A 22682-nucleotide genomic window follows, 5' to 3' on the forward strand; every position below is an offset into this window, starting at 1 on the left:
CCTCCCGAATTCCCAACTATCCTTAAGCCCAGGCCATCCAAATCAGGGGAGAGCCGGTACACCGGCGCACGGGTCATCGGGAGTGACTTTCAAGGTTGTCGACCGCGAAAGTGTTCTGGGGGGTAAACAAGTGGCCACAGCGGCTGCTTGCCAGCATCGACTGAGTGATCCGGCGTCGGCTCCACGTATCGAGCGAGGTGACGTCATGAGTATCTTTAGCCACTTCCAACAACGCTTCGAATCTACACGCCAGGAAGAACTCTCGCTGCAAGAGTACCTGGAGCTGTGCAAGAAAGACCGCAGCGCTTATGTTTCCGCCGCCGAGCGTCTATTGCTGGCCATCGGCGAACCGGAACTGCTCGACACCTCGACCAACTCCAGGCTGTCGCGCATCTTCTCCAACAAGGTGATCCGTCGCTATCCGGCCTTTGAAGACTTCCACGGGATGGAAGAATGCATCGACCAGATCGTCTCGTATTTCCGCCACGCCGCCCAAGGCCTGGAAGAGAAGAAACAAATCCTCTATCTGCTCGGCCCCGTCGGCGGTGGTAAATCGTCCCTGGCCGAGAAGCTGAAACAACTGATCGAGAAAGTCCCTTTCTACGCGATCAAAGGTTCGCCGGTATTCGAGTCGCCATTGGGTCTGTTCAATGCCACCGAAGATGGCGCGATCCTTGAGGAAGACTTCGGCATTCCACGGCGCTACCTGAACACCATCATGTCGCCATGGGCGACCAAGCGCCTGGCCGAATTCGGTGGCGACATCAGTCAGTTTCGCGTGGTCAAACTGTATCCGTCGATCCTAAATCAGATCGCCGTGGCCAAGACTGAGCCAGGTGACGAGAACAACCAGGACATCTCCGCACTGGTCGGCAAGGTCGACATCCGCAAACTCGAGGAATACCCACAGAACGACGCCGATGCCTACAGCTATTCCGGTGCGCTGTGCCGGGCCAACCAGGGCCTGATGGAATTCGTCGAAATGTTCAAGGCACCGATCAAGGTGCTGCACCCATTGCTGACCGCAACCCAGGAAGGCAACTACAACAGTACCGAAGGTCTAGGCGCGATTCCGTTCACCGGTATTCTGCTGGCGCACTCCAACGAATCGGAATGGCACACCTTCCGTAACAACAAGAACAACGAGGCCTTCATCGACCGGATCTACATCGTCAAGGTGCCGTACTGCCTGCGGGTCAGCGATGAAGTGAAGATCTACGACAAACTGCTGTTCAACAGCTCCCTGGCCAAGGCCCACTGCGCGCCAGATACCTTGAAGATGCTCGCGCAGTTCACCGTGTTGTCGCGCCTCAAGGAGCCGGAAAACTCCAATATCTATTCGAAGATGCGCGTATACGACGGTGAGAACCTCAAGGACACCGACCCTAAAGCCAAGTCGATTCAGGAATACCGCGACTCGGCAGGTGTGGATGAAGGCATGAACGGCCTGTCGACCCGCTTCGCGTTCAAGATCCTCTCCAAAGTATTCAACTTTGATCCACATGAAATCGCCGCCAACCCGGTGCACTTGCTCTATGTCCTGGAGCAGCAGATCGAGCAGGAACAGTTCCAGGCTGAAACCCGAGAACGTTATCTGCGCTACCTGAAGGAATACTTGGCACCGCGTTATATCGAATTCATTGGCAAGGAGATCCAGACCGCGTACCTGGAGTCTTACAGCGAGTACGGCCAGAACATCTTCGACCGCTATGTGCTGTACGCGGATTTCTGGATTCAGGATCAGGAGTACCGCGATCCGGAAACCGGCGAAATCCTCAACCGCGTCGCGCTGAACGAAGAACTGGAGAAAATCGAAAAACCGGCCGGCATCAGCAATCCGAAGGACTTCCGCAACGAGATCGTCAACTTCGTACTGCGCGCCCGGGCCAACAACAACGGCAAGAACCCGACCTGGCTCAGCTATGAAAAACTGCGGGTGGTCATCGAGAAGAAAATGTTCTCGAACACCGAAGATCTGCTGCCGGTCATCAGCTTCAACGCCAAGGCGAGCAAAGAGGATCAGCAGAAGCACAACGACTTCGTTACACGAATGGTCGAACGCGGCTACACCGACAAACAGGTAAGGCTTCTGTCCGAATGGTACCTACGGGTCCGGAAATCGCAGTGAAGCAGCTGCAAGCTAACAGCTGCGAGCTGCAAGAAAAAAGCGCATGAGCCTGACGTTCGGGCAATGGCGTCTACTTGCAGCTTGCAGCTCACAACTTGAAGCTGCCCGGAGGGCCACGTATGAGCTATGTGATCGACCGACGTCTCAATGGCAAGAACAAGAGCACGGTGAACCGCCAGCGTTTCCTGCGGCGTTACCGTGACCACATCAAGAAGGCTGTCGAAGAGGCGGTCAGCCGGCGCTCCATCACGGATATGGAACACGGCGAACAGATCAGCATTCCCGGTCGCGACATCGACGAACCGGTGCTTCACCACGGCCGTGGCGGCAAGCAGACCGTGGTTCATCCTGGCAACAAGGAATTCACTGCCGGCGAACACATCGCCCGCCCACCGGGAGGCGGCGGCGGACGCGGACCGGGCAAGGCCGGCAACTCCGGTGAAGGCATGGATGAGTTTGTCTTCCAGATCACCCAGGAAGAATTTCTGGAATTCATGTTCGAAGACCTCGAACTGCCGAACCTGGTGAAACGCAACCTGAGCGGCACCGACACCTTCAAAACCGTGCGCGCGGGGATCAGCAACGAAGGCAACCCTTCGCGCATCAACATCATCCGCACCCTGCGCTCAGCCCACGCACGGCGTATCGCCCTGTCGGGCAGCAGCCGCGCGAAACTGCGTGAAGCCAAAGAAGAACTGGCGCGCATCAAGCGTGAAGAGCCTGACAACTTCGGCGATATTCAGGAACTCGAGGCAGAGATCGAAAAACTCAGCGCGCGCATTCATCGCGTACCCTTCCTCGATACCTTCGACTTGAAATACAACCTGCTGATCAAGCAGCCCAATCCAAGTTCCAAAGCAGTGATGTTCTGCCTGATGGACGTCTCAGGCTCCATGACCCAGGCGACCAAGGACATTGCCAAGCGCTTTTTCATCCTGCTGTACCTGTTCCTGAAGCGGAACTACGACAAGATCGACGTGGTGTTCATCCGTCACCACACCAGCGCCCGGGAAGTGGACGAAGAAGAGTTTTTCTATTCACGGGAAACCGGCGGGACCATCGTTTCCAGCGCCCTGAAACTGATGCAGGAGATCATGGCCGAGCGTTATCCCAGCAACGAGTGGAACATCTATGCGGCTCAGGCTTCCGACGGCGACAACTGGAACGACGACTCGCCAATCTGCCGCGACATCCTCATCAACCAGATCATGCCGTTTGTGCAGTACTACACTTACGTGGAGATCACCCCGCGCGAACACCAAGCCCTCTGGTACGAATACGAACGCATCGCCGAAGCCTTTTCCGACACGTTTGCCCAGCAGCAATTGGTCTCGGCCGGGGATATCTATCCGGTCTTCCGTGAACTCTTCCAGCGCAGGTTAGTGACATGACCGCCAAAGAGCAGAAACGCCAACCCATTTCCACCGGCTCCGAATGGACGTTCGAGCTGATCCAGACCTACGACCGCGAAATCGCCCGTATCGCGGCCGGCTATGCGCTGGATACCTACCCCAACCAGATTGAAGTCATCACCGCCGAGCAAATGATGGACGCTTACGCCTCGGTGGGCATGCCGCTGGGCTACCACCACTGGTCCTACGGCAAACACTTCCTCAGCACCGAGAAATCCTACAGCCGCGGACAAATGGGGCTGGCGTACGAGATCGTGATCAACTCGGACCCCTGCATCGCCTATCTGATGGAAGAGAACACCATCTGCATGCAGGCGCTGGTGGTGGCCCACGCGTGCTACGGTCACAACAGCTTCTTCAAGGGCAATTACCTGTTTCGCACCTGGACCGACGCCAGTTCGATCATCGATTATCTGGTGTTCGCCAAGCAGTACATCATGCAATGCGAGGAGCGCCACGGCATCGATGCAGTCGAGGATTTGCTCGACTCCTGCCATGCGTTGATGAACTACGGTGTCGACCGCTATAAACGCCCCTACCCGATTTCCGCCGAGGAGGAACGGCGGCGGCAGAAAGATCGCGAAGAACATCTGCAGAAGCAGATCAACGACCTGTGGCGCACCATTCCAAAAGGCGCAGACAAATACAGCGACAAGGACAATGCGCGCTTCCCGGCCGAGCCGCAGGAAAACATCCTGTACTTCATCGAGAAGCACGCGCCATTGCTCGAGCCGTGGCAGCGGGAAATCGTGCGGATTGTGCGCAAGATCGCCCAGTATTTTTATCCACAGCGCCAGACCCAGGTGATGAACGAAGGCTGGGCGACGTTCTGGCACTACACGCTGATGAATGACCTGTACGACGAAGGCCTGGTCACCGACGGTTTCATGATGGAATTCCTGACGTCCCATACCAGCGTGGTGTTCCAGCCTGGTTTCGACAGCCCCTACTACAGCGGCATCAACCCCTACGCGCTCGGCTTTGCCATGTACCGCGACATCCGGCGCATGTGCGAAGAGCCCACCGAGGAAGACCGTCACTGGTTCCCGGAAATCGCCGGGACCGACTGGCTGTCGAGCATCAAGTTCGCCATGAGCAGCTTCAAGGACGAGAGCTTCATCCTGCAGTACCTGTCACCAAAGGTGATCCGCGACCTGAAACTGTTCAGCATCCTCGATGACGATCAAAAGGATGATCTGCTGGTACCGGCGATCCATGACGAAACCGGCTACCGAATCATCCGCGAAACCCTGGCAGCGCAGTACAACCTCGGCAATCGCGAACCCAACGTGCAGATCTACAGCATCGACCGTCGCGGCGACCGCTCATTGACCCTGCGTCACCAGCAACACGATCGCAAACCATTGGGCGACTCCACCGAAGAAGTCCTGAAACACTTACATCGCTTGTGGGGCTTCGACATTCATCTGGAAACCCTGCAAGGCGACCAGATCATGAAAACCCATCACGTACCGCCACGCAGTGAACACAGCGAAGGGGATTACGGTCGGCTCGATTTGGCCGTCATTCATCTTTGATCCGGTTCTGGCCTCCGAAAGTCCGACGCAAGGGTTATCCTGTCGGGCCAACGGAGGTTTTTTATGCAGATTTATAAGGTCGGCGGCGCGGTGCGTGATCGCTTGCTGGGCAAACCGGTCACTGATATCGACTGGGTGGTAGTAGGCGCTACTGCTGACGAGATGCTTGCCAAGGGGTTTCGTCCGGTGGGTGCGGACTTCCCGGTATTTCTTCATCCGAAAAGTGGCGAGGAATACGCCCTCGCCCGCACCGAGCGCAAAAGCGGTCGCGGCTACGGCGGTTTCACGTTTCACGCCAGCCCCGAGGTTACGCTTGAAGAAGACCTGATCCGCCGCGACCTGACCATCAACGCCATGGCCGAGGACGATCAGCACAATCTGACCGATCCTTATCATGGCCAGCGCGATCTTGAGGATCGGGTTCTGCGTCACGTATCCCCGGCATTCGCCGAAGATCCCCTCCGAGTATTGCGTGTTGCCCGCTTTGCCGCTCGCTATGCAGGGCTCGGTTTTACCGTCGCACCAGAGACACTGGAACTGATGCGCCAACTCAGTGAGTCCGGCGAACTGGAAGCTTTGACGGCTGAGCGCAGCTGGAAAGAAATCTCCCGCGCGTTGATGGAGGATCAGCCTCAGGTGTTCATTCAGGTACTGCGTGATTGCGGCGCGCTGAAAGTACTGATGCCGGAAGTCGACGCTCTGTTCGGCGTGCCTCAACCGGAAATCCATCATCCAGAAATCGACAGCGGCATCCACACCCTCAGCGTGCTGGAGCAATCAGCGCTGTACAAACAACCACTGACCGTTCGCTGGGCGTGCCTGCTGCATGATCTCGGCAAGGGGCTGACGCCAGAAGAGGAATGGCCGCGACACATTGCCCATGAGCATAAGGGACTGAAGCTGATCAAAGCGGTCAACGAGCGTTTCAAGGCGCCGAAGGACTGTCAGGAATTGGCGCTACTGGTTTGCCAATATCACACCCATGGCCACCGCGCCCTGGAGTTGAAGGCTTCGACGTTGCTGGAATTGTTGCAGAGCTTTGATGTGTATCGCCGGCCCCAGCGCTTTGAGGAATTTATTGCCGCGTGCGAGATGGATGCACGCGGGCGCAAAGGTCTGGAGCAGAGAAGTTATCCACAGGCGGATTATTTGCGCGGCGCGGCGAATGCTGCGCGCGGCGTACCGGTGCAGCCATTGCTGGAGAAGGGATTCAAAGGCCCGGATCTGGGCGAAGCGCTCAAACGTGAACGGCTCAAGGCGTTGAAGGCTTACAAAGAAAACGCTTGAAGCAAGATCAAAAGACCGCAGCCTATGGCAGCGCCTACATGGAAACGGGAATCCCTGTTTAGGAGCTGCCGAAGGCTGCGATCTTTTGCTTTTAAAGATTCAGAGGTGTGAGCTGCTCCCCTCGCCACTCAAACCCCACCGGCGCCAACACCTGATCAATCTGCGCCTCCGCCCACAGCGTGGCGAAGCTTTTTCCCACACCGGGATGCACCCGATCCGGCGCAATCAGCGACAGCGGCCACAACACAAAAGCATTTTTCAGAATTTCGGCTCGCGGCAGGACCAATCCGTCGAAGTTTCCCACCAGATCGCCGTACAGCAGCACGTCGATGTCCAGCGGCAACCCCTTGCGATCCGGCGCATAGCGACCGTTATCCGCCTCGATGAATTTCAAGCGCCGATCCAGCTCCATCAACGGCAGGTCGGTATACGCCGACACCACAAAGTTGAAGAACGGCCCACTCTTGATCCCCACCGGCTGGCTTTCGAACACCGCCGAACAACGGATATCCACCAGAAACGTCGCCAATGCATCAAGACCGGCGCACAAATGGGTTTCACGCTCGATATTGCTACCAAGCCCGAGATACACCTGAGTCAGCGACATCCGCGCTCGATCTCCACGCCCACACCACCCTTGGCAGCCGGCACGGCGCCGGGCTTGGTCAGCTTCAAACGCACCCAGGTGATGTTGAATTCAGTCATCAGCACTTCGACCAGGCGCTCGGCGAAAGTCTCGACCAGTTGATACTGCGCCTGCTCGGCAAAGGCCTGGATGCGCGTGGAAACGCTGGCGTAATCGAGCGCCAGGGTCAGGTCGTCACCGGCGGCGGCCGGGCGATTGTCCCAGGCGAAGCTCAGATCAAGACGCAGGCACTGTCGGATGCCGCGCTCCCAGTCGTAGGCACCGATCACGGTGTCAACTTCCAGGCCCTCGATAAACACTCTGTCCAAGCACTTTTCTCCGCTGCACGACAAGGGCGCAATGCGCCGTTAGAATCAGGGCGTCCTCGCCCGGAATAGTTAGCATGTTTTGGTTACTGGCGACTCTCGCCTACCTGCTCGGCTCGCTGTCCTTCGCCATTTTGCTCAGCCGCCTGACCGGAAACCCGGATCCGCGAATGAGTGGCTCGGGTAATGCCGGAGCTACCAACATGCTGCGCCTGGCCGGCCGCAAACTCGCGATCCTGACCCTGCTGGGTGATCTGTGCAAAGGCTTGCTGCCGGTGCTGATCGCATCGGCTGTCGGCCTTTCGCTGCAGGATCAGGCCTGGATAGGCGTATGCGCCGTGATCGGTCACCTGTTCCCGCTGTACTTCCGCTTTCGCGGCGGCAAAGGCGTCGCCACTGCCGCCGGCATGCTGCTGGGCCTGTATCCGCCGGCTGCGCTGTTAGCGGTGTGCGCATGGCTGCTAACGTTTTACCTGACCCGTACCAGCTCACTGGCGGCGCTGATCGCCACGCCACTGACCCTGCCGCTGCTCGCCTGGCAAGAGCCAAAGGCTTTGCTGCCGATGAGCGCCTTGACGCTACTGATCGTCTGGCGCCACCGCGGCAATCTACGCGACCTGTTTGCCGGGCGCGAACGGCATTTTTAAATGCCGGCCTTCCGCACTGCCCATTACAACGCCGACAACTGCTCCATCGGCCAGCGCGCCTGCACGCTGATCGCCAGACTTTCCTGCTGACCGGCCTGCAAACGCTGGCAACCGGCAAACGCGATCATCGCGCCATTGTCGGTGCAGAACTCGGGACGGGCGTAAAACACATCGCCCTTCATGTCGCCGAGCATTTTCTCCAGCGAAACACGCAAAGCCTTGTTTGCGCTGACGCCACCCGCGATGACCAGACGCTTCATGCCCGCCTGTTTCAGGGCACGCTTGCACTTGATGGTCAAAGTCTCCACCACGGCCTGCTGGAACGCCAGCGCGATGTCGCAACGGGCTTGCTCGCTGTCGTCCCCGGCGCTGACGCACTGCTGCCAGGTGTTGAGGGCGAAGGTTTTCAGACCGCTGAAGCTGAAATCCAGCCCAGGGCGATCACACATCGGACGCGGAAAAGTAAAACGTCCTGCAGCACCCTTCTCCGCCAGCTTGGCAATTTCCGGTCCGCCTGGGTAATTGAGGCCCATCATCTTCGCGGTTTTGTCGAACGCTTCGCCGGCAGCATCGTCGAGCGTCTCGCCAAGCAAGGTGTATTGGCCGATGCCATCGACCTGAACAAGCTGCGTATGACCGCCGGAGACCAACAAAGCGACGAACGGGAATTCCGGTGGTTTTGGCTCCAGCATAGGTGCCAACAAATGACCTTCCATATGATGCACGCCGAGTGCCGGAATGCCCCAGGCAAACGCCAGCGCCTGAGCACAGGAAGCACCAACCAGCAGAGCGCCAACCAGGCCAGGACCCGCGGTATAAGCGATCGCATCGATCTCGGTCGGCACACGGTCAGCCTCGGCCAACACCTGACGAATCAAGGGCAGCATGCGCTTGACGTGGTCACGCGAGGCCAGCTCAGGCACCACACCGCCATACACGCGATGCAGGTCGATCTGACTGAACAGTGCGTCGGCCAGCAGGCCGCGTTCACTGTCGTATAATGCGACGCCGGTTTCGTCGCAGGAGGTTTCTAATCCCAGTACTAGCATGGGTTTGCGCCTTGTTTAGGCTGACTTCGAAGGCGCGCATAATAGTCGCCGCGTGATGCCCCGGCCAGCGGTTTTCGATCAGAGGCTTTGCATTCCGAGCGATGAGGGGTTAACATCCGCAACCCTTAAAAACCGACGTCTTCAAGTGCTCTTTTGCCGCGAGGATGTTGACCCCGGTAATGAATGAAGGTAGCTCTGGATGCCAGCCGTCAAAGTTAAAGAGAACGAACCCTTCGACGTAGCTCTGCGTCGTTTCAAGCGCTCCTGCGAAAAAGCCGGTGTACTGGCTGAAGTTCGTAGCCGCGAATTTTACGAGAAGCCAACTTCTGAGCGTAAGCGTAAAGCAGCAGCCGCTGTTAAGCGTCACGCCAAGAAAGTTCAGCGCGAACAGCGCCGCGCCGTTCGTCTGTACTAATACACAGACGTTCGTAGCAAGCTTCTTGCCTAAGCCCGGCTCTCAGCCGGGCTAATGGCATTTGCGTAAAACGCTTGATGCTTCACCGTCAAAGCCGCACATGCGACCAAGACAAATCTGCTTCACGCGTCAGACCTGGCTCTTTTGCCAGCGGTGCACGTCTTTTCTGACGAGCCTTTAAAGGCTACTGACGAGCACACCCACTGATTCCTCTCACGACGATCAGCCCAAGGCACCTGCATGCGTGCCCGCTTTATTGAGCTATCCGAGGCCATTAACCGGCCGTCAGCGGATTCAGCGCAACACTTTCAAATAGTCGAAGGCTGATTGGTACTAACGTCAGTGGATTTTCGGCAGATACACTTCCCGACAGCGATTACGCAGACGACACCGGTCGAGCCGCACATTTTGCGTGCTTCAAACAACGACCCGCGTCCGGCCGCCCTTCGCATCGGACTCATTACAGCGCAGACGACGAGAACGCGATGGCCGGGCTGATTCCCCAGAGCTTTATTGACGACCTCCTGAACCGCACCGACATCGTCGACGTGGTCAGCTCGCGTGTGCAGCTAAAAAAAGCAGGCAAAAACTACACCGCCTGCTGCCCGTTTCACAAAGAGAAAACCCCGTCTTTCAGCGTCAGCCCCGACAAGCAGTTCTATTACTGCTTCGGTTGCGGCGCTGGCGGTAATGCCCTCGGCTTCCTCATGGACCACGACAACCTGGACTTCCCCCAGGCAGTCGAAGATCTGGCGAAAGCCGCCGGCATGGAAATCCCCCGCGAAGAAAGCGGCCGCGCGCACAAACCGCGACAACCGACCGATTCGCCGCTATACCCTTTGCTCACTGCAGCCGCCGACTTTTATCGGCAGGCACTCAAGAGCCACCCATCGCGCAAAGCTGCGGTGGATTACCTCAAGGGCCGCGGCCTGACTGGCGAGATCGCTCGGGATTTCGGCCTCGGCTTTGCGCCACCCGGCTGGGACAACCTGTTCAAACACTTAAGCAGCGACACTTTGCAACAGAAGGCCATGGTCGACGCCGGCTTGCTGATCGAGAACGCCGAAACCGGCAAACGCTATGACCGCTTCCGCGATCGCGTGATGTTCCCGATCCGCGACACGCGCGGGCGCATCATCGCTTTCGGTGGCCGCGTGCTGGGCGATGACAAGCCGAAGTACCTGAACTCGCCGGAAACTCCGGTTTTCCATAAAGGCCAGGAACTTTACGGCCTCTATGAAGCGCGCAAGAACAACCGAAACCTCGACGAAATCATCGTCGTCGAGGGTTACATGGACGTCATCGCCCTCGCCCAACAGGGCTTGCGCAATGCCGTCGCGACGCTGGGTACCGCGACCAGCGAAGAACATTTGAAACGTCTTTTCCGCGTCGTTCCGAACGTATTGTTCTGCTTCGACGGCGACCAGGCTGGCCGCAACGCCGCATGGCGCGCGCTGGAGGCAACACTTCCATGCCTGCAAGACGGGCGCCGTGCGCGATTCCTGTTTCTGCCTGAAGGCGAAGACCCGGACACCCTGGTTCGCGCCGAAGGCACCGATGCGTTCAAGGCCCGAATCAATCAGCATGCGCAGCCGCTGGCAGATTATTTCTTCCAGCAACTGACCGAAGAAGCCGACCCGCGCTCGCTCGAAGGCAAGGCCCACATGGCCACCCTCGCCGCACCGTTGATCGACAAAGTGCCAGGGGCCAATCTGCGCATTCTGATGCGTCAGCGCCTGACCGAAATCACCGGCCTGAGCAGTGAAACCGTCAGCCAGCTCGCACAAAACGCGCCGCAGGAAGCACCGCCCGCCTACGATCCGGGCATTGATTACGACGCAATGCCGGACTACAGCGACTACCATCAGCCGCAGTCACAGGATTTGTACGTGCCGCAGCAGGAATGGACGCCGAAGAAACCCGGCGCCGGCGGCAAGAAATGGGACAAGAAACCCTGGGACAAGAACGGCAAGCGTGGCGGCGATCGCGATCAGCAACGCCCGCGGACGCCGATTGGCGTCGAGTCGCCAACCCTGACGGCACTGCGCACACTGCTTCATCACCCGCAATTGGCCGAGCGCGTCGAAGACGCCGGGCACATAGCGGACGAAAATCAGACCAACGCGCAGCTGCTGGTAGCGCTGCTCGAAGCCGTACAGAAGAATCCCAAGCTAAACTCATTTCAACTGATCGCGCGATGGCACGGCACTGAACAGGGCCGATTGCTCAAGGCGCTGGCAGAAAAGGAATGGCTGATTGATGGAGATAACCTTGAACAACAGTTTTTCGACACCATTACTAGCTTGTCAGCCCGCCAACGCGAGCGAAATCTGGAACAGTTGCTCAGGAAAGCGCGTCAAAGCGAACTGAGTATTGAAGAGAAAAATCAACTGCGCGACCTTCTAAGTCGCAATGTTTCCGCATCAAACCCGACCTCAACTGGCGCGTGAGGTCATAGCTCAGGTATAATCCTCGGCTTGTTTTTTGCCCGCCAAGACCTTCAGTGGATAGGGTGTTATGTCCGGAAAAGCGCAACAGCAGTCTCGTATTATTGAGTTGATCAAACTGGGTCGTGAGCAGAAGTATCTGACTTACGCCGAGGTCAACGACCACCTGCCCGAGGATATTTCAGATCCTGAGCAGGTGGAAGACATCATCCGCATGATTAACGACATGGGGATCCCCGTACACGAGAGTGCTCCGGATGCGGACGCCCTTATGTTGGCCGACGCCGATACCGACGAGGCCGCTGCGGAAGAAGCAGCAGCCGCGCTGGCAGCGGTGGAGACCGATATCGGTCGCACCACTGACCCTGTGCGCATGTACATGCGTGAAATGGGTACGGTCGAGCTTCTGACTCGTGAAGGCGAAATCGAAATCGCCAAGCGTATCGAAGAGGGCATCCGTGAAGTGATGAGCGCAATCGCGCACTTCCCTGGCACGGTTGACCACATTCTCTCCGAGTACACTCGCGTCACCACCGAAGGTGGTCGCCTGTCCGACGTCCTGAGCGGTTATATCGACCCGGACGACGGCATTGCGCCGCCTGCGGCAGAAGTGCCGCCGCCGATCGATCCAAAAGCTGCAAAGGCTGAGGAATCCGACGACGAGGAGGCTGACGCTTCTGACGATGACGAAGAAGAAGCCGAAAGCGGTCCGGATCCGGTCATCGCTGCTCAGCGTTTCGGCGCTGTGTCCGATCAGATGGAAATCACCCGCAAGGCGCTGAAAAAGCACGGCCGCAGCAACAAGGCAGCGATTGCCGAGTTGCTGGCTCTGGCCGAGCTGTTCATGCCGATCAAACTGGTACCGAAGCAATTCGAAGGCCTGGTCGAGCGTGTTCGCAGTGCCCTGGATCGTCTGCGTCAGCAAGAGCGCGCGATCATGCAACTGTGCGTACGTGATGCACGTATGCCACGCGCCGATTTCCTGCGTCAGTTCCCGGGCAACGAAGTCGACGAAAGCTGGTCCGACGCTCTGGCCAAAGGCAAGAGCAAGTACGCCGAAGCCATTGGCCGTGTTCAGCCGGATATCATCCGTTGCCAGCAGAAGCTGACGGCACTGGAAACCGAAACCGGTTTGACCATCGCTGAGATCAAGGACATCAACCGTCGCATGTCGATCGGTGAGGCCAAGGCCCGCCGCGCGAAGAAAGAGATGGTTGAAGCGAACTTGCGTCTGGTGATCTCGATCGCCAAGAAGTACACCAACCGCGGCCTGCAATTCCTCGATCTGATCCAGGAAGGCAACATCGGTCTGATGAAAGCGGTGGACAAGTTCGAATACCGTCGTGGTTACAAGTTCTCGACTTATGCCACCTGGTGGATCCGTCAGGCGATCACTCGCTCGATCGCCGACCAGGCCCGCACCATCCGTATTCCGGTGCACATGATCGAGACGATCAACAAGCTCAACCGCATTTCCCGGCAGATGTTGCAGGAAATGGGTCGCGAACCGACCCCGGAAGAGCTGGGCGAACGCATGGAAATGCCTGAGGACAAGATCCGTAAGGTATTGAAGATCGCTAAAGAGCCGATCTCCATGGAAACCCCGATCGGTGATGACGAAGACTCCCATCTGGGTGACTTCATCGAAGACTCGACCATGCAGTCGCCAATCGATGTCGCCACTGTTGAGAGTCTGAAAGAAGCGACTCGCGAAGTCCTGTCCGGCCTCACTGCCCGTGAAGCCAAGGTACTGCGCATGCGTTTCGGTATCGACATGAACACCGACCATACGCTCGAAGAAGTGGGCAAACAGTTTGACGTAACGCGTGAGCGGATCCGTCAGATCGAAGCCAAGGCGCTGCGCAAGCTGCGCCATCCGACGCGAAGCGAGCATCTGCGCTCCTTCCTCGACGAGTGATACCAGAACCCCCGGCCCAGGCCGGGGGTTTTGTTTATATGGCAGATTAAATTCCTCGCACCACCCCTCCCCCGCATACCCCGTCTACACTCGAAACAATCACCCCCGTGCCATAACGAGAGCGTTATGCCCAGACTGGCGTCCGTGCTTTTTTTGCTGTCACTGATGATCTGGACCGCAACGGCTGACGCGCTGACTCTGACCGATGAAGAACGTAGCTGGCTGGCGGCTCACCCGGACTTGAAACTGGGTGTAGATGCGTCGTGGCCGCCCTTCGAGTTTCGCGACGACCAGGCCCGCTATCAGGGCCTGGCGGCTGACTATATCGACGTGATACGCCAGCGACTGGCGATCAAACTTACGCCCATCGAGCCAGTGAGTTGGACGGTGGTACTGGAGCAGGTCAAACAGGGCAAGATCGACTTGCTGCCGGGGATCATGTCCACACCCGAGCGCCAGACCTACCTGTCGTTTACCCGGCCCTACCTCGACTTCCCGATCGTCATCCTCGCGCACATCGGTGGCGCGCAACCGCGCAAACTTGACGATCTGTACGGCCTGAAGATCGCCGTGGTCGAAAACTACGCGCCCCATGAACTCCTGCGTACCCACCACCCTGACCTGAATCTGGTCGCCATGCCCAACGTCAGCTCAGCCTTGCAGGCACTGGCGACCGACGAAGTGGACGCGGTGGTCGGCGACCTCGCCTCTAGCGTCTGGAGCCTTCGCCAACTCAAGCTCGACGGCCTCTACGTCAGCGGCGAAACCCCGTATCGCTATCAACTGGCGATGGCCGTACCGCGCGATAACAAGATGCTGGTGGGCATTCTGGACAAAGTTCTGGCAGACATGACCCCTGCTGAAATCAGCAGTATTCAAGAACACTGGGTCGGCAACGTCCTCGACCATCGGACATTCTGGAATGATCTGCTTGTTTATGGCCTGCCCGGCCTGCTGCTACTGATGATCGTGCTGGCCGTGGTGATCCGCATCAACCGGCGCCTGAGCTCAGAGATTGCGCGACGCATCGACCTCGAACAGGAACTGCGCAGCAGCGAGTACCACTATCGGGGCCTCGTGGAGAGCCTGTCCGCCATCGCGTGGGAAGCGCGGATGAGTGACTTCACTTACAGCTATGTGTCGCCGCACGCAGAGGACCTGCTCGGTTATCCACTGTCGCATTGGCTGATTCCGGGCTTCTGGCGCAACATCATTCACCCGGCGGATCTGACCCGCGCCCAGAGCTTCTGCGATCACGAAGTGCTGGCCGGGCGCGATCACAGCCTCGATTACCGGGTGATCACCGCAGATGGTCGCTGCCTGTGGGTGCGAGACATCGTCAGCCTGATCGAACACGGTCACGAACCGGTGATGCGCGGGTTGATGATCGACATCAGCGAAACCAAGCGCACCGAAGAAGCGCTGCGACTGTCGGAGCAGAAGTTCGCGTCGGTATTCCAGCAATGTCCGGACATCCTGGTGATCGCGCGCTTGTCCGACGGCTGTCTGCTGGAGGTCAACAAAGCCTTTGAAGAACAGATCGGCCTCAAAGCCGAAGACGTCATCGGCCAGACCGCCACCGACCTGAATATCTGGGGCATACCCGGCGTGGGTCCGGGGCTGTTGCAGCGTTTGCAGGCCGGCAGCATCCGCAACCTGGAGATGCCCTTTCGTCGCAATAATGGCCAAGTGTTCACCGGCCTGATTTCCGCCGAACCGTTCGACCTCGACACCACGCCAGCGTTGGTCGTGGTCGTGCGCGACATCACCCAGCTCAAAGAAACCCAACAGCAACTGCAAACCTCGGAAGAGAAATTCGCCAAGGCATTTCATGCCTCGCCGGACGGCTTGCTGCTGTCGCGCCAGAACGACGGCTTATTGCTGGAGGTCAACGAAGGTTTCAGCCGCATCACCGGGTTCAATAGCGCCATGTCAGTGGATCGTTCGACGCTCGATCTGGGGATCTGGGTCAACCTCAACGAACGCAAACAGATGCTCGACCTGTTGCACCGCGATGGTTTCGTCCGCGATTTCACCTGCCATATCCGCCGCAGCGACGGGCAGATTCGGCTCTGCGAAGTATCCAGCCGCCCGCTGCCGATCGGCGAAGAAGACTGCATGCTGACCATCGCCCGCGACATCACCGAACGCCACCTGATGCAGGAAAAGCTGCAACAGGCCGCGACCGTATTCGAGAGCACCGCCGAAGGCGTGTTGATCACCGATACCCAGCAGCACATCAGCGCGGTCAATCGGGCCTTCACTGAAATCACCGGTTACAGCGAAAGCGAAGCCCTCGGCCACACCCCGCGCCTGCTCGCCTCGGGGCTGCACGACAGCGCATTTTATGCCGCGATGTGGCACCAACTGACCGACGAAGGCCACTGGCAAGGCGAAATTTCCAACCGGCGCAAGAACGGCGAGCTGTACCCGAGTTGGCTGACCATCAGTGCCGTGCGCAACCGCGACAAATTCATCACCCACTTTGTCGCGGTGTTCGCCGACATCTCCAGCCTCAAACACGCACAGGCCAAACTCGACTATCAGGCTCACCACGACCCGCTCACCGGCCTGCCGAACCGCACGTTGTTCGAAAGCCGCTTGCTGATGGCACTGAACGGTCAGCAGGAGAATGGCGGTCAGGGCGCAGTGCTGTTTCTCGACCTCGATCGCTTCAAGCACATCAACGACAGCCTCGGCCATCCGGTTGGCGACCTGCTGCTCAAAGGCATCGCCGTGCGCCTGAAAGAACAGTTGCGTGACATCGACACCGTCGCCCGACTGGGCGGCGACGAATTCATTATTCTGCTGCCCGGCCTGCAGCAAGCCAGCGATGCCGACAACATCGCACTAAAACTGCTCAACTGTTTCGGCGCACCGTTCCAGGCTGGCGAGCACGAGTTTTTCATCAGCGCGAGCATCGGCACCAGCCTGTACCCGCGCGACGGTTGTGACGTGGCCACCTTGGTGAAAAACGCCGATGCGGCGATGTATCGCTCCAAAGCCAAGGGCCGCAACCGCGTCGAGAGTTACACCCGCGACCTCACCGCCCAGGCCAGCGAACGCGTGGCACTGGAGCACGAGCTCCGCCGGGCCATCGAACGTGACGAGTTGCGCCTCTACTACCAACCGAAAATAAGCCTCGACGACCACAGCCTGGTCGGCGCCGAAGCTCTGATACGCTGGCGTCATCCGACATTTGGCGATGTGCCGCCGGAGCACTTCATCCCACTGGCCGAAGAAAACGGAATGATTCTGCAGATCGGCGATTGGGTGCTGGAGACCGCCTGCCGACAGATGTTCGAATGGAACCAGATCTACGAAAGCCTCGGGCCGCTGTCGGTCAACCTCGCCGGCGCCCAACTGCGCCAGCCGAATCTGCTCGGGCGCATCGAGCAACTGCTCAAGGAAAACCGCCTCAGGCCGGATTTACTGCAACTGGAAATTACCGAGAATTTCATCATGAGTCAGGCCGAAGAGGCCCTGGCGGTGTTGCACCAGCTCAAACACCTCGGTGTGCAACTGGCCATCGACGACTTCGGCACTGGCTATTCCTCACTCAGTTACCTCAAACGCCTGCCGCTGGACATCCTCAAAATCGACCAGTCTTTCGTCCGCGGACTGCCCGACGACCCCCACGACGCGGCGATTGTCCGCGCCATCATCGCCCTGGGCCGGAGCATGCAATTCACCGTGATCGCCGAAGGCGTGGAGACCCAGGCGCAACAACAATTCCTTGCCGCCGAAGGCTGCGAACAGATCCAGGGCTACATCGTCAGCCTGCCGCTTCCGCCGGAAGAGTTCGCCGCAACGTTTCTGCGTATTGCCGTATCGGATTTTTCGGATAGCACAGCCGAGAAACCGTCGCTATAATCCGCGGCCTACTGAGGGCCTATAGCTCAGTTGGTTAGAGCAGAGGACTCATAATCCTTTGGTCCACGGTTCAAGTCCGTGTGGGCCCACCAAATTGAAAGCCGCGCTAAATGCGCGGCTTTTTCTTGGGTGATGGTTTGGTACGGTTTGACTTCGCAGGACGACTTCCGCGAAGGCTGTAGGCAAGTTCTGAAGCTGTGGTTTGAGGCGGTTTGGAGCCTGTTGGGCTTTTCTTTGACGGGATACTCTCAAGACGTCGCTGCTCATCAGCGGCCGGGCTTGGAAACCCGATGAAATCGAAACCGACAGCATCCAGACTTGTGATCAAAGTTATGGCGGCTGTGCGTGGGACGTCCTCGGACGTGCCGGTTTCATTGGTTCGGTTTCCCGGTTTCCAACCTGCGCACAGCTGTCACCCATATCAATGGAAGAGATGGTGGCGGCTCCTCATACCAGGAGTAAGACTATGACTGAAACAAAATTGCCCCACCCTTCAGACCTGAAAACCATCGGCCTCACCCCCTTCATCTACTGCTCCAACCAACCCCTCTTCCATGTCAGCGCCGGCGTCCCGATTGGCGATGCTTTATCCCAAGCCTCCGACCTGCTGTTTCTGGTCAAAGCCTTCGCTGAGGACGCCGCTTACGACAAAAAAACCGACCGTTATGCCTGGGGTGCTTATTTCCTCGCGGCGATGAGCAAAGCGGTAATTGATGATGTGGTGAAGGTCATTAGCTATCCAAAACAAGCTTCATCGAAATAAGCCGAGTATCCGCGTAGCTTTTTCGAGTTTGCTCGTCGTCGATTCACTCTTGCTGTGGGTATATTTTCGGAAGATAACCCCGGGGTCTGTAGGAGTTTTCCGAAGCTATGTTTTCATTCAGTTTTCTACCTTGTTGGTTTTTAATCCGAAGAAGTAACCTCCGGACGCCGTTATTCGCCCGGGATTACTTTCATGATTGTGACTGCAGCGCCACTGATAAAGGAAGCGGCTGGCCAGCAGACATGGATCGACCTTGCTTTACCCGATCTGCGAACGCTGGCCAGGGAGCTTCGCTCAGCCGCAATCGATGAGATAAAAAGAGCTGAAGACGCAGACGGAGCCCTGAAAATTCTCTTGGCTTACTTTGGTTTCGTCGACGAGGCATTACTGGCTATCACCATCCTCACACCCATCGGAAACATTGCGGTCAGGAGAGACAAGCTCGCTCATATTGTCGAAAAACGCCCAGACTCTCGAGAGCGGTATGTCCGACATGCTATCGATACGCTAACTGGACCTTTCGAAGTTTGGCGAATTCTTTACGATAACGGCGAATATCGGTTGGCATTCATCAACGCCTACGCGGCAAAAAATGACATGCTCGTCGTGGTCGATGTCAGAAACGGACATGTTCTCTGGAACTTCATGCATGCGCCGGCCAGAGCAATGAACAAGCATCGCCAAGGCAAACTTTTATACAAGCGATACGTTCTTGAAGACAAAGAAAAAGGGCAGCTATGAGGCTGCCCTTGAGTATTTGAATCCTGATATTGGCATCCTCAGGAAATGGGATGAAGAGGTCTCACCTTACACCGATGTTGCAGCATCGCTGAGGTACCTACGTCTGCTAAAGCCCTGCAAGGCAGCAGATTTCGCGCTCTTGTCGGTATTTTTGATAAAGACACCTGGCAAGTCAACCCATTTTTGGATTGCATGTATTCAAGGCATTTGGAGCGGGCGAAAAAATTCTTGAGGGTTACAAAACCATTCGATTATCCGCTCGCAAGCGATTCACTGGTTGAGCCTGTAACATGCCAAGTCTGAGACCCGCGCCCCATGGAGCACCCCTTGCCAGACATCCGCCCACCCGCGCTTGACGAAATCGACCGCCAGTTGATCGCCGCCCTGCAAATCAACGCCCGCGAAAGCGTGGCCATGCTCGCCCGGCAGTTGGGCATCGCCCGCACCACCGTGACGTCGCGGCTTGCACGGCTGGAAAAGGCCAAAGTGATCACCGGTTATGGCGTGCGTTTGGGGCAACGCGTGGTTGATGGCGGGTTGCAGGCGTATGTCGGGATCAAGGTGCAGCCGCGTTCTGGCAAAGAGGTGTTGCGCCGCTTGAGTGCGATGGCGCAGGTGCAGCAGTTGTGTGCGGTGAGTGGCGAGTTTGACTATGTGGCGTGGTTACGTACCGATTCGCCAGAGCAACTGGATCAGTTGCTGGATCAGATCGGGAGTGTGGATGGGGTGGAGAAGACGACGACTTCGATCATCCTGAGCAGCAAGATTGATCGGGGGCAGCCGGTTTGATCACACGTGGCTGAGAGGGCCTCATCGCCAGCAGGCTGGCTCCTACAGTGATCGAAATGAAGCCATGAATCGTCACTTTGATCAAAATAATGGCAAAACGACGACACTTTGCGTCTTATTAACGTGTTCTACGCTCCCTAGAATGGCTGGCATCTTTTCCTATACTCAGACGCGTATTCCGCGTCGGGTCGCCAGCAAGGTCAGCCATGAACAAGAACAATCGCCATCCTGCAGACGGTAAGAAGCCAATCACCATTTTTGGCCCGGACTTCCCGTTCGGCTTTGACGACTGGATCGAACACCCGGCCGGTCTCGGCAGCATTCCTGAACATAATCATGGTGCCGAAGTGGCGATTGTCGGCGCAGGCATTGCCGGACTTGTCGCCGCCTACGAACTGATGAAGCTTGGCTTGAAACCGGTGGTGTACGAGGCTTCCAAACTCGGTGGCCGTCTGCGTTCCCAGGCATTCAACGGCACAGACGGTATCGTCGCTGAACTCGGCGGCATGCGTTTCCCGGTATCGTCCACCGCGTTTTATCACTACGTCGACAAACTCGGACTCGAAACCAAGCCCTTCCCCAACCCGTTGACGCCGGCCTCCGGCAGCACCGTGATCGATCTGGAAGGCAAAACCCATTACGCACAGAAACTGGCGGATCTTCCTGCACTGTTTCAGGAAGTGGCTGACGCCTGGGCAGACGCACTGGAAGCTGGCTCGCAGTTCGCGGATATCCAGCAAGCCATCCGCGATCGCGATGTACCGCGCCTGAAAGAGCTGTGGAACACCCTCGTGCCGCTGTGGGACGACCGCACGTTCTACGATTTCGTCGCCACTTCCAAAGCCTTCGCCAAACTGTCGTTCCATCACCGCGAAGTGTTCGGTCAGGTGGGGTTCGGCACCGGCGGCTGGGACTCTGACTTCCCCAACTCAATGCTGGAAATCTTCCGCGTAGTGATGACCAACTGCGACGATCATCAGCACCTGGTGGTCGGCGGCGTGGAACAAGTGCCGCAAGGCATTTGGCGTCATGTGCCGGAACGCTGCGTGCACTGGCCAGAAGGCACCAGCCTGAAATCCCTGCACCGTGGCGCGCCGCGCTCCGGGGTGAAGAAAATCGCCCACGCCCCCGATGGCCGCTTCGCCGTCACCGACAACAACGGTGACACCCGCGAATACGCCGCCGTGCTGACCACTTGCCAGAGCTGGCTGCTGACCACGCAGATCGAATGCGACGAAACCCTGTTCTCGCAAAAGATGTGGATGGCGCTGGACCGTACTCGCTACATGCAATCGTCGAAAACTTTCGTGATGGTCGACCGGCCGTTCTGGAAGGACAAGGACCCGGAAACCGGCCGCGACCTGATGAGCATGACCCTCACCGATCGCCTGACCCGTGGCACCTATCTGTTCGACAACGGCGACGACAAGCCGGGGGTGATCTGCCTGTCATACTCGTGGATGAGCGATGCGTTGAAGATGCTCCCGCACCCGGTGGAAAAACGCGTGGAACTGGCGTTGAACGCGTTGAAAAAGATCTACCCGAAAGTCGACATCGCCGCACGCATCATCGGCGATCCGATCACCGTCTCGTGGGAAGCCGATCCGCACTTCCTCGGTGCGTTCAAGGGCGCCTTGCCCGGCCACTATCGCTACAACCAGCGGATGTACGCGCACTTCATGCAGGACGACATGCCCGCTGAGCAACGCGGAATTTTCATCGCCGGCGACGACGTGTCGTGGACCCCTGCATGGGTTGAAGGCGCGGTGCAGACGTCGCTCAACGCGGTGTGGGGGATCATGAAACATTTCGGCGGTTCTACACATAAAGAGAACCCGGGCCCGGGTGATGTGTTCAAAGACATCGGCCCTATCGCCCTGCCCGAGTAAGAGGAATCCCTGATGCGTGTAGCCCTTTACCAATGTCCGCCGCTGCCACTGGACCCCGCCGCCAACCTGCAACGCCTGCATCAGTTGGCGATGGAGGCCAAGGGCGCCGACCTGCTGGTGCTGCCGGAAATGTTCATGACCGGCTACAACATCGGCGCCGAGGCGGTCAGCACTTTGGCCGAGGTTTACAACGGTGAATGGGCACAGCAGATCGGCCGGATCGCCAAGGCTGCCGGCCTGGCGATTGTTTACGGATACCCCGAGCGTACTGCTGACGGGCAGATCTACAACGCCGTGCAGTTGATCGACGCCCACGGCGAACGCCTGTGCAATTACCGCAAGACGCATCTGTTCGGCGATCTGGATAGGTCGATGTTCAGCCCCGGCGAAGACGCATTCCCCGTGGTTGAACTCAATGGCTGGAAGCTCGGATTCCTGATCTGCTACGACCTGGAATTCCCGGAAAACACCCGACGTCTGGCCCTGGCAGGCGCCGAGCTGATTCTGGTGCCGACGGCGAACATGATCCCGTTCGATTTCGTCGCAGACGTGACCGTCCGTTCCCGCGCCTTCGAAAACCAATGCTACGTGGCCTACGCCAACTACTGCGGCCATGAAGGCGATATCCACTATTGCGGGCAAAGCAGTATCGCTGCGCCGGACGGCAGCCGTATTGCTCAGGCCGGACTGGATGAAGCGCTGATCGTCGGCGAGCTCGATCGGCAGTTGATGGTCGACTCCCGTGCAGCTAATCGCTACCTCAGCGACCGTCGCCCCGAGCTTTACGGCGCGCTGAACAAGCGCTAATCCGCTAGCATTGGCACTTCACTGTTCT

17 protein-coding genes and 1 tRNA gene are annotated in these 22682 nt (G+C 58.0%); 15 read left to right on the forward strand and 3 right to left on the reverse strand.

Annotation, left to right across the window (positions count from 1 at the left end; all coding sequences use genetic code 11):
• Positions 1–205 precede the first annotated feature (205 nt).
• The 4 genes from ACA043_RS26755 to ACA043_RS26770 all read left to right on the forward strand — a co-directional run bounded on the left by ACA043_RS26755 (position 206) and on the right by ACA043_RS26770 (position 6365).
• Positions 206–2128: a PrkA family serine protein kinase gene (locus ACA043_RS26755; RefSeq protein ID WP_007910115.1), complete on the forward strand. Its 1923-nt coding sequence runs from the start codon at positions 206–208 to the stop codon at positions 2126–2128.
• A 119-nt stretch (positions 2129–2247) separates the two neighbouring features.
• Complete coding sequence (locus tag ACA043_RS26760) at positions 2248–3519, forward strand: YeaH/YhbH family protein (protein ID WP_187680836.1); 1272 nt, start codon at positions 2248–2250, stop codon at positions 3517–3519.
• Positions 3516–5078 carry a SpoVR family protein gene (locus ACA043_RS26765; protein ID WP_187680837.1) on the forward strand — a complete coding sequence of 521 codons (1563 nt, stop codon included), beginning with the start codon at positions 3516–3518 and terminating at the stop codon, positions 5076–5078. Before ACA043_RS26760 ends, ACA043_RS26765 begins: the two co-directional genes overlap by 4 nt.
• A 63-nt stretch (positions 5079–5141) precedes the next feature.
• Positions 5142–6365 carry a multifunctional CCA addition/repair protein gene (locus ACA043_RS26770; protein WP_187680838.1) on the forward strand — a complete coding sequence of 408 codons (1224 nt, stop codon included), beginning with the start codon at positions 5142–5144 and terminating at the stop codon, positions 6363–6365.
• A 91-nt stretch (positions 6366–6456) separates the two neighbouring features.
• Here the strand turns inward: ACA043_RS26770 and folK are convergent, their stop codons facing one another.
• Both folK and folB read right to left on the reverse strand, forming a co-directional pair.
• Positions 6457–6972, reverse strand: coding sequence for a 2-amino-4-hydroxy-6-hydroxymethyldihydropteridine diphosphokinase (gene folK / locus ACA043_RS26775; RefSeq protein WP_187680839.1), 516 nt, complete (start codon positions 6970–6972; stop codon positions 6457–6459).
• Positions 6963–7319: a dihydroneopterin aldolase gene (gene folB, locus ACA043_RS26780; protein ID WP_401270118.1), complete on the reverse strand. Its 357-nt coding sequence runs from the start codon at positions 7317–7319 to the stop codon at positions 6963–6965. The genes folK and folB overlap by 10 nt, the downstream gene beginning before the upstream one ends.
• A gap of 74 nt (positions 7320–7393) precedes the next feature.
• On the opposite strand from folB, the gene plsY reads away from it, so the two are divergent.
• Positions 7394–7963, forward strand: coding sequence for a glycerol-3-phosphate 1-O-acyltransferase PlsY (gene plsY, locus ACA043_RS26785; protein WP_187680840.1), 570 nt, complete (start codon positions 7394–7396; stop codon positions 7961–7963).
• 23 nt (positions 7964–7986) lie between these two features.
• Here the strand turns inward: plsY and tsaD are convergent, their stop codons facing one another.
• Entirely contained in the window at positions 7987–9012 is a 1026-nt protein-coding gene (tsaD, locus tag ACA043_RS26790) for a tRNA (adenosine(37)-N6)-threonylcarbamoyltransferase complex transferase subunit TsaD (RefSeq protein ID WP_187680841.1), read from the reverse strand.
• Positions 9013–9211: 199 nt separating this feature from the next.
• Here tsaD and rpsU point away from each other — a divergent pair, with 199 nt between their 5' ends.
• From rpsU to ACA043_RS26840, 10 genes are all read left to right on the forward strand, one after another.
• Entirely contained in the window at positions 9212–9427 is a 216-nt protein-coding gene (gene rpsU / locus ACA043_RS26795) for a 30S ribosomal protein S21 (protein ID WP_002551877.1), read from the forward strand.
• Positions 9428–9912: 485 nt separating this feature from the next.
• Positions 9913–11877, forward strand: coding sequence for a DNA primase (gene dnaG / locus ACA043_RS26800; protein ID WP_497658205.1), 1965 nt, complete (start codon positions 9913–9915; stop codon positions 11875–11877).
• A 67-nt stretch (positions 11878–11944) separates the two neighbouring features.
• Positions 11945–13792 (forward strand): RNA polymerase sigma factor RpoD, encoded by a 1848-nt coding sequence (gene rpoD, locus ACA043_RS26805; RefSeq protein WP_489879394.1) that lies wholly within the window; start codon positions 11945–11947, stop codon positions 13790–13792.
• Positions 13793–13918: 126 nt separating this feature from the next.
• On the forward strand, positions 13919–17665 hold the full coding sequence (locus tag ACA043_RS26810) for an EAL domain-containing protein (protein ID WP_497615469.1): 3747 nt from the start codon (positions 13919–13921) through the stop codon (positions 17663–17665).
• A gap of 15 nt (positions 17666–17680) precedes the next feature.
• Positions 17681–17757, forward strand: a tRNA-Ile gene (locus tag ACA043_RS26815).
• 374 nt (positions 17758–18131) lie between these two features.
• The gene (locus ACA043_RS26820) at positions 18132–18428 is read left to right on the forward strand and encodes a DUF3077 domain-containing protein (protein WP_497658206.1); all 297 of its coding nucleotides are present in this window, start codon (positions 18132–18134) and stop codon (positions 18426–18428) included.
• A 192-nt stretch (positions 18429–18620) separates the two neighbouring features.
• Entirely contained in the window at positions 18621–19169 is a 549-nt protein-coding gene (locus tag ACA043_RS26825) for a PBECR2 nuclease fold domain-containing protein (RefSeq protein WP_497658207.1), read from the forward strand.
• A gap of 327 nt (positions 19170–19496) precedes the next feature.
• Positions 19497–19958 (forward strand): Lrp/AsnC family transcriptional regulator, encoded by a 462-nt coding sequence (locus tag ACA043_RS26830; RefSeq protein ID WP_187680847.1) that lies wholly within the window; start codon positions 19497–19499, stop codon positions 19956–19958.
• Between the two features lie 206 nt (positions 19959–20164).
• Positions 20165–21847 (forward strand): flavin monoamine oxidase family protein, encoded by a 1683-nt coding sequence (locus ACA043_RS26835; RefSeq protein ID WP_187680848.1) that lies wholly within the window; start codon positions 20165–20167, stop codon positions 21845–21847.
• Between the two features lie 12 nt (positions 21848–21859).
• A complete protein-coding gene (locus tag ACA043_RS26840; protein WP_497658208.1) occupies positions 21860–22654 on the forward strand; it encodes a carbon-nitrogen hydrolase family protein in 795 nt (264 codons plus the stop codon).
• The last annotated feature ends 28 nt before the right edge of the window (positions 22655–22682 follow it).

This window comes from Pseudomonas sp. LBUM1648 (assembly GCF_059716145.1).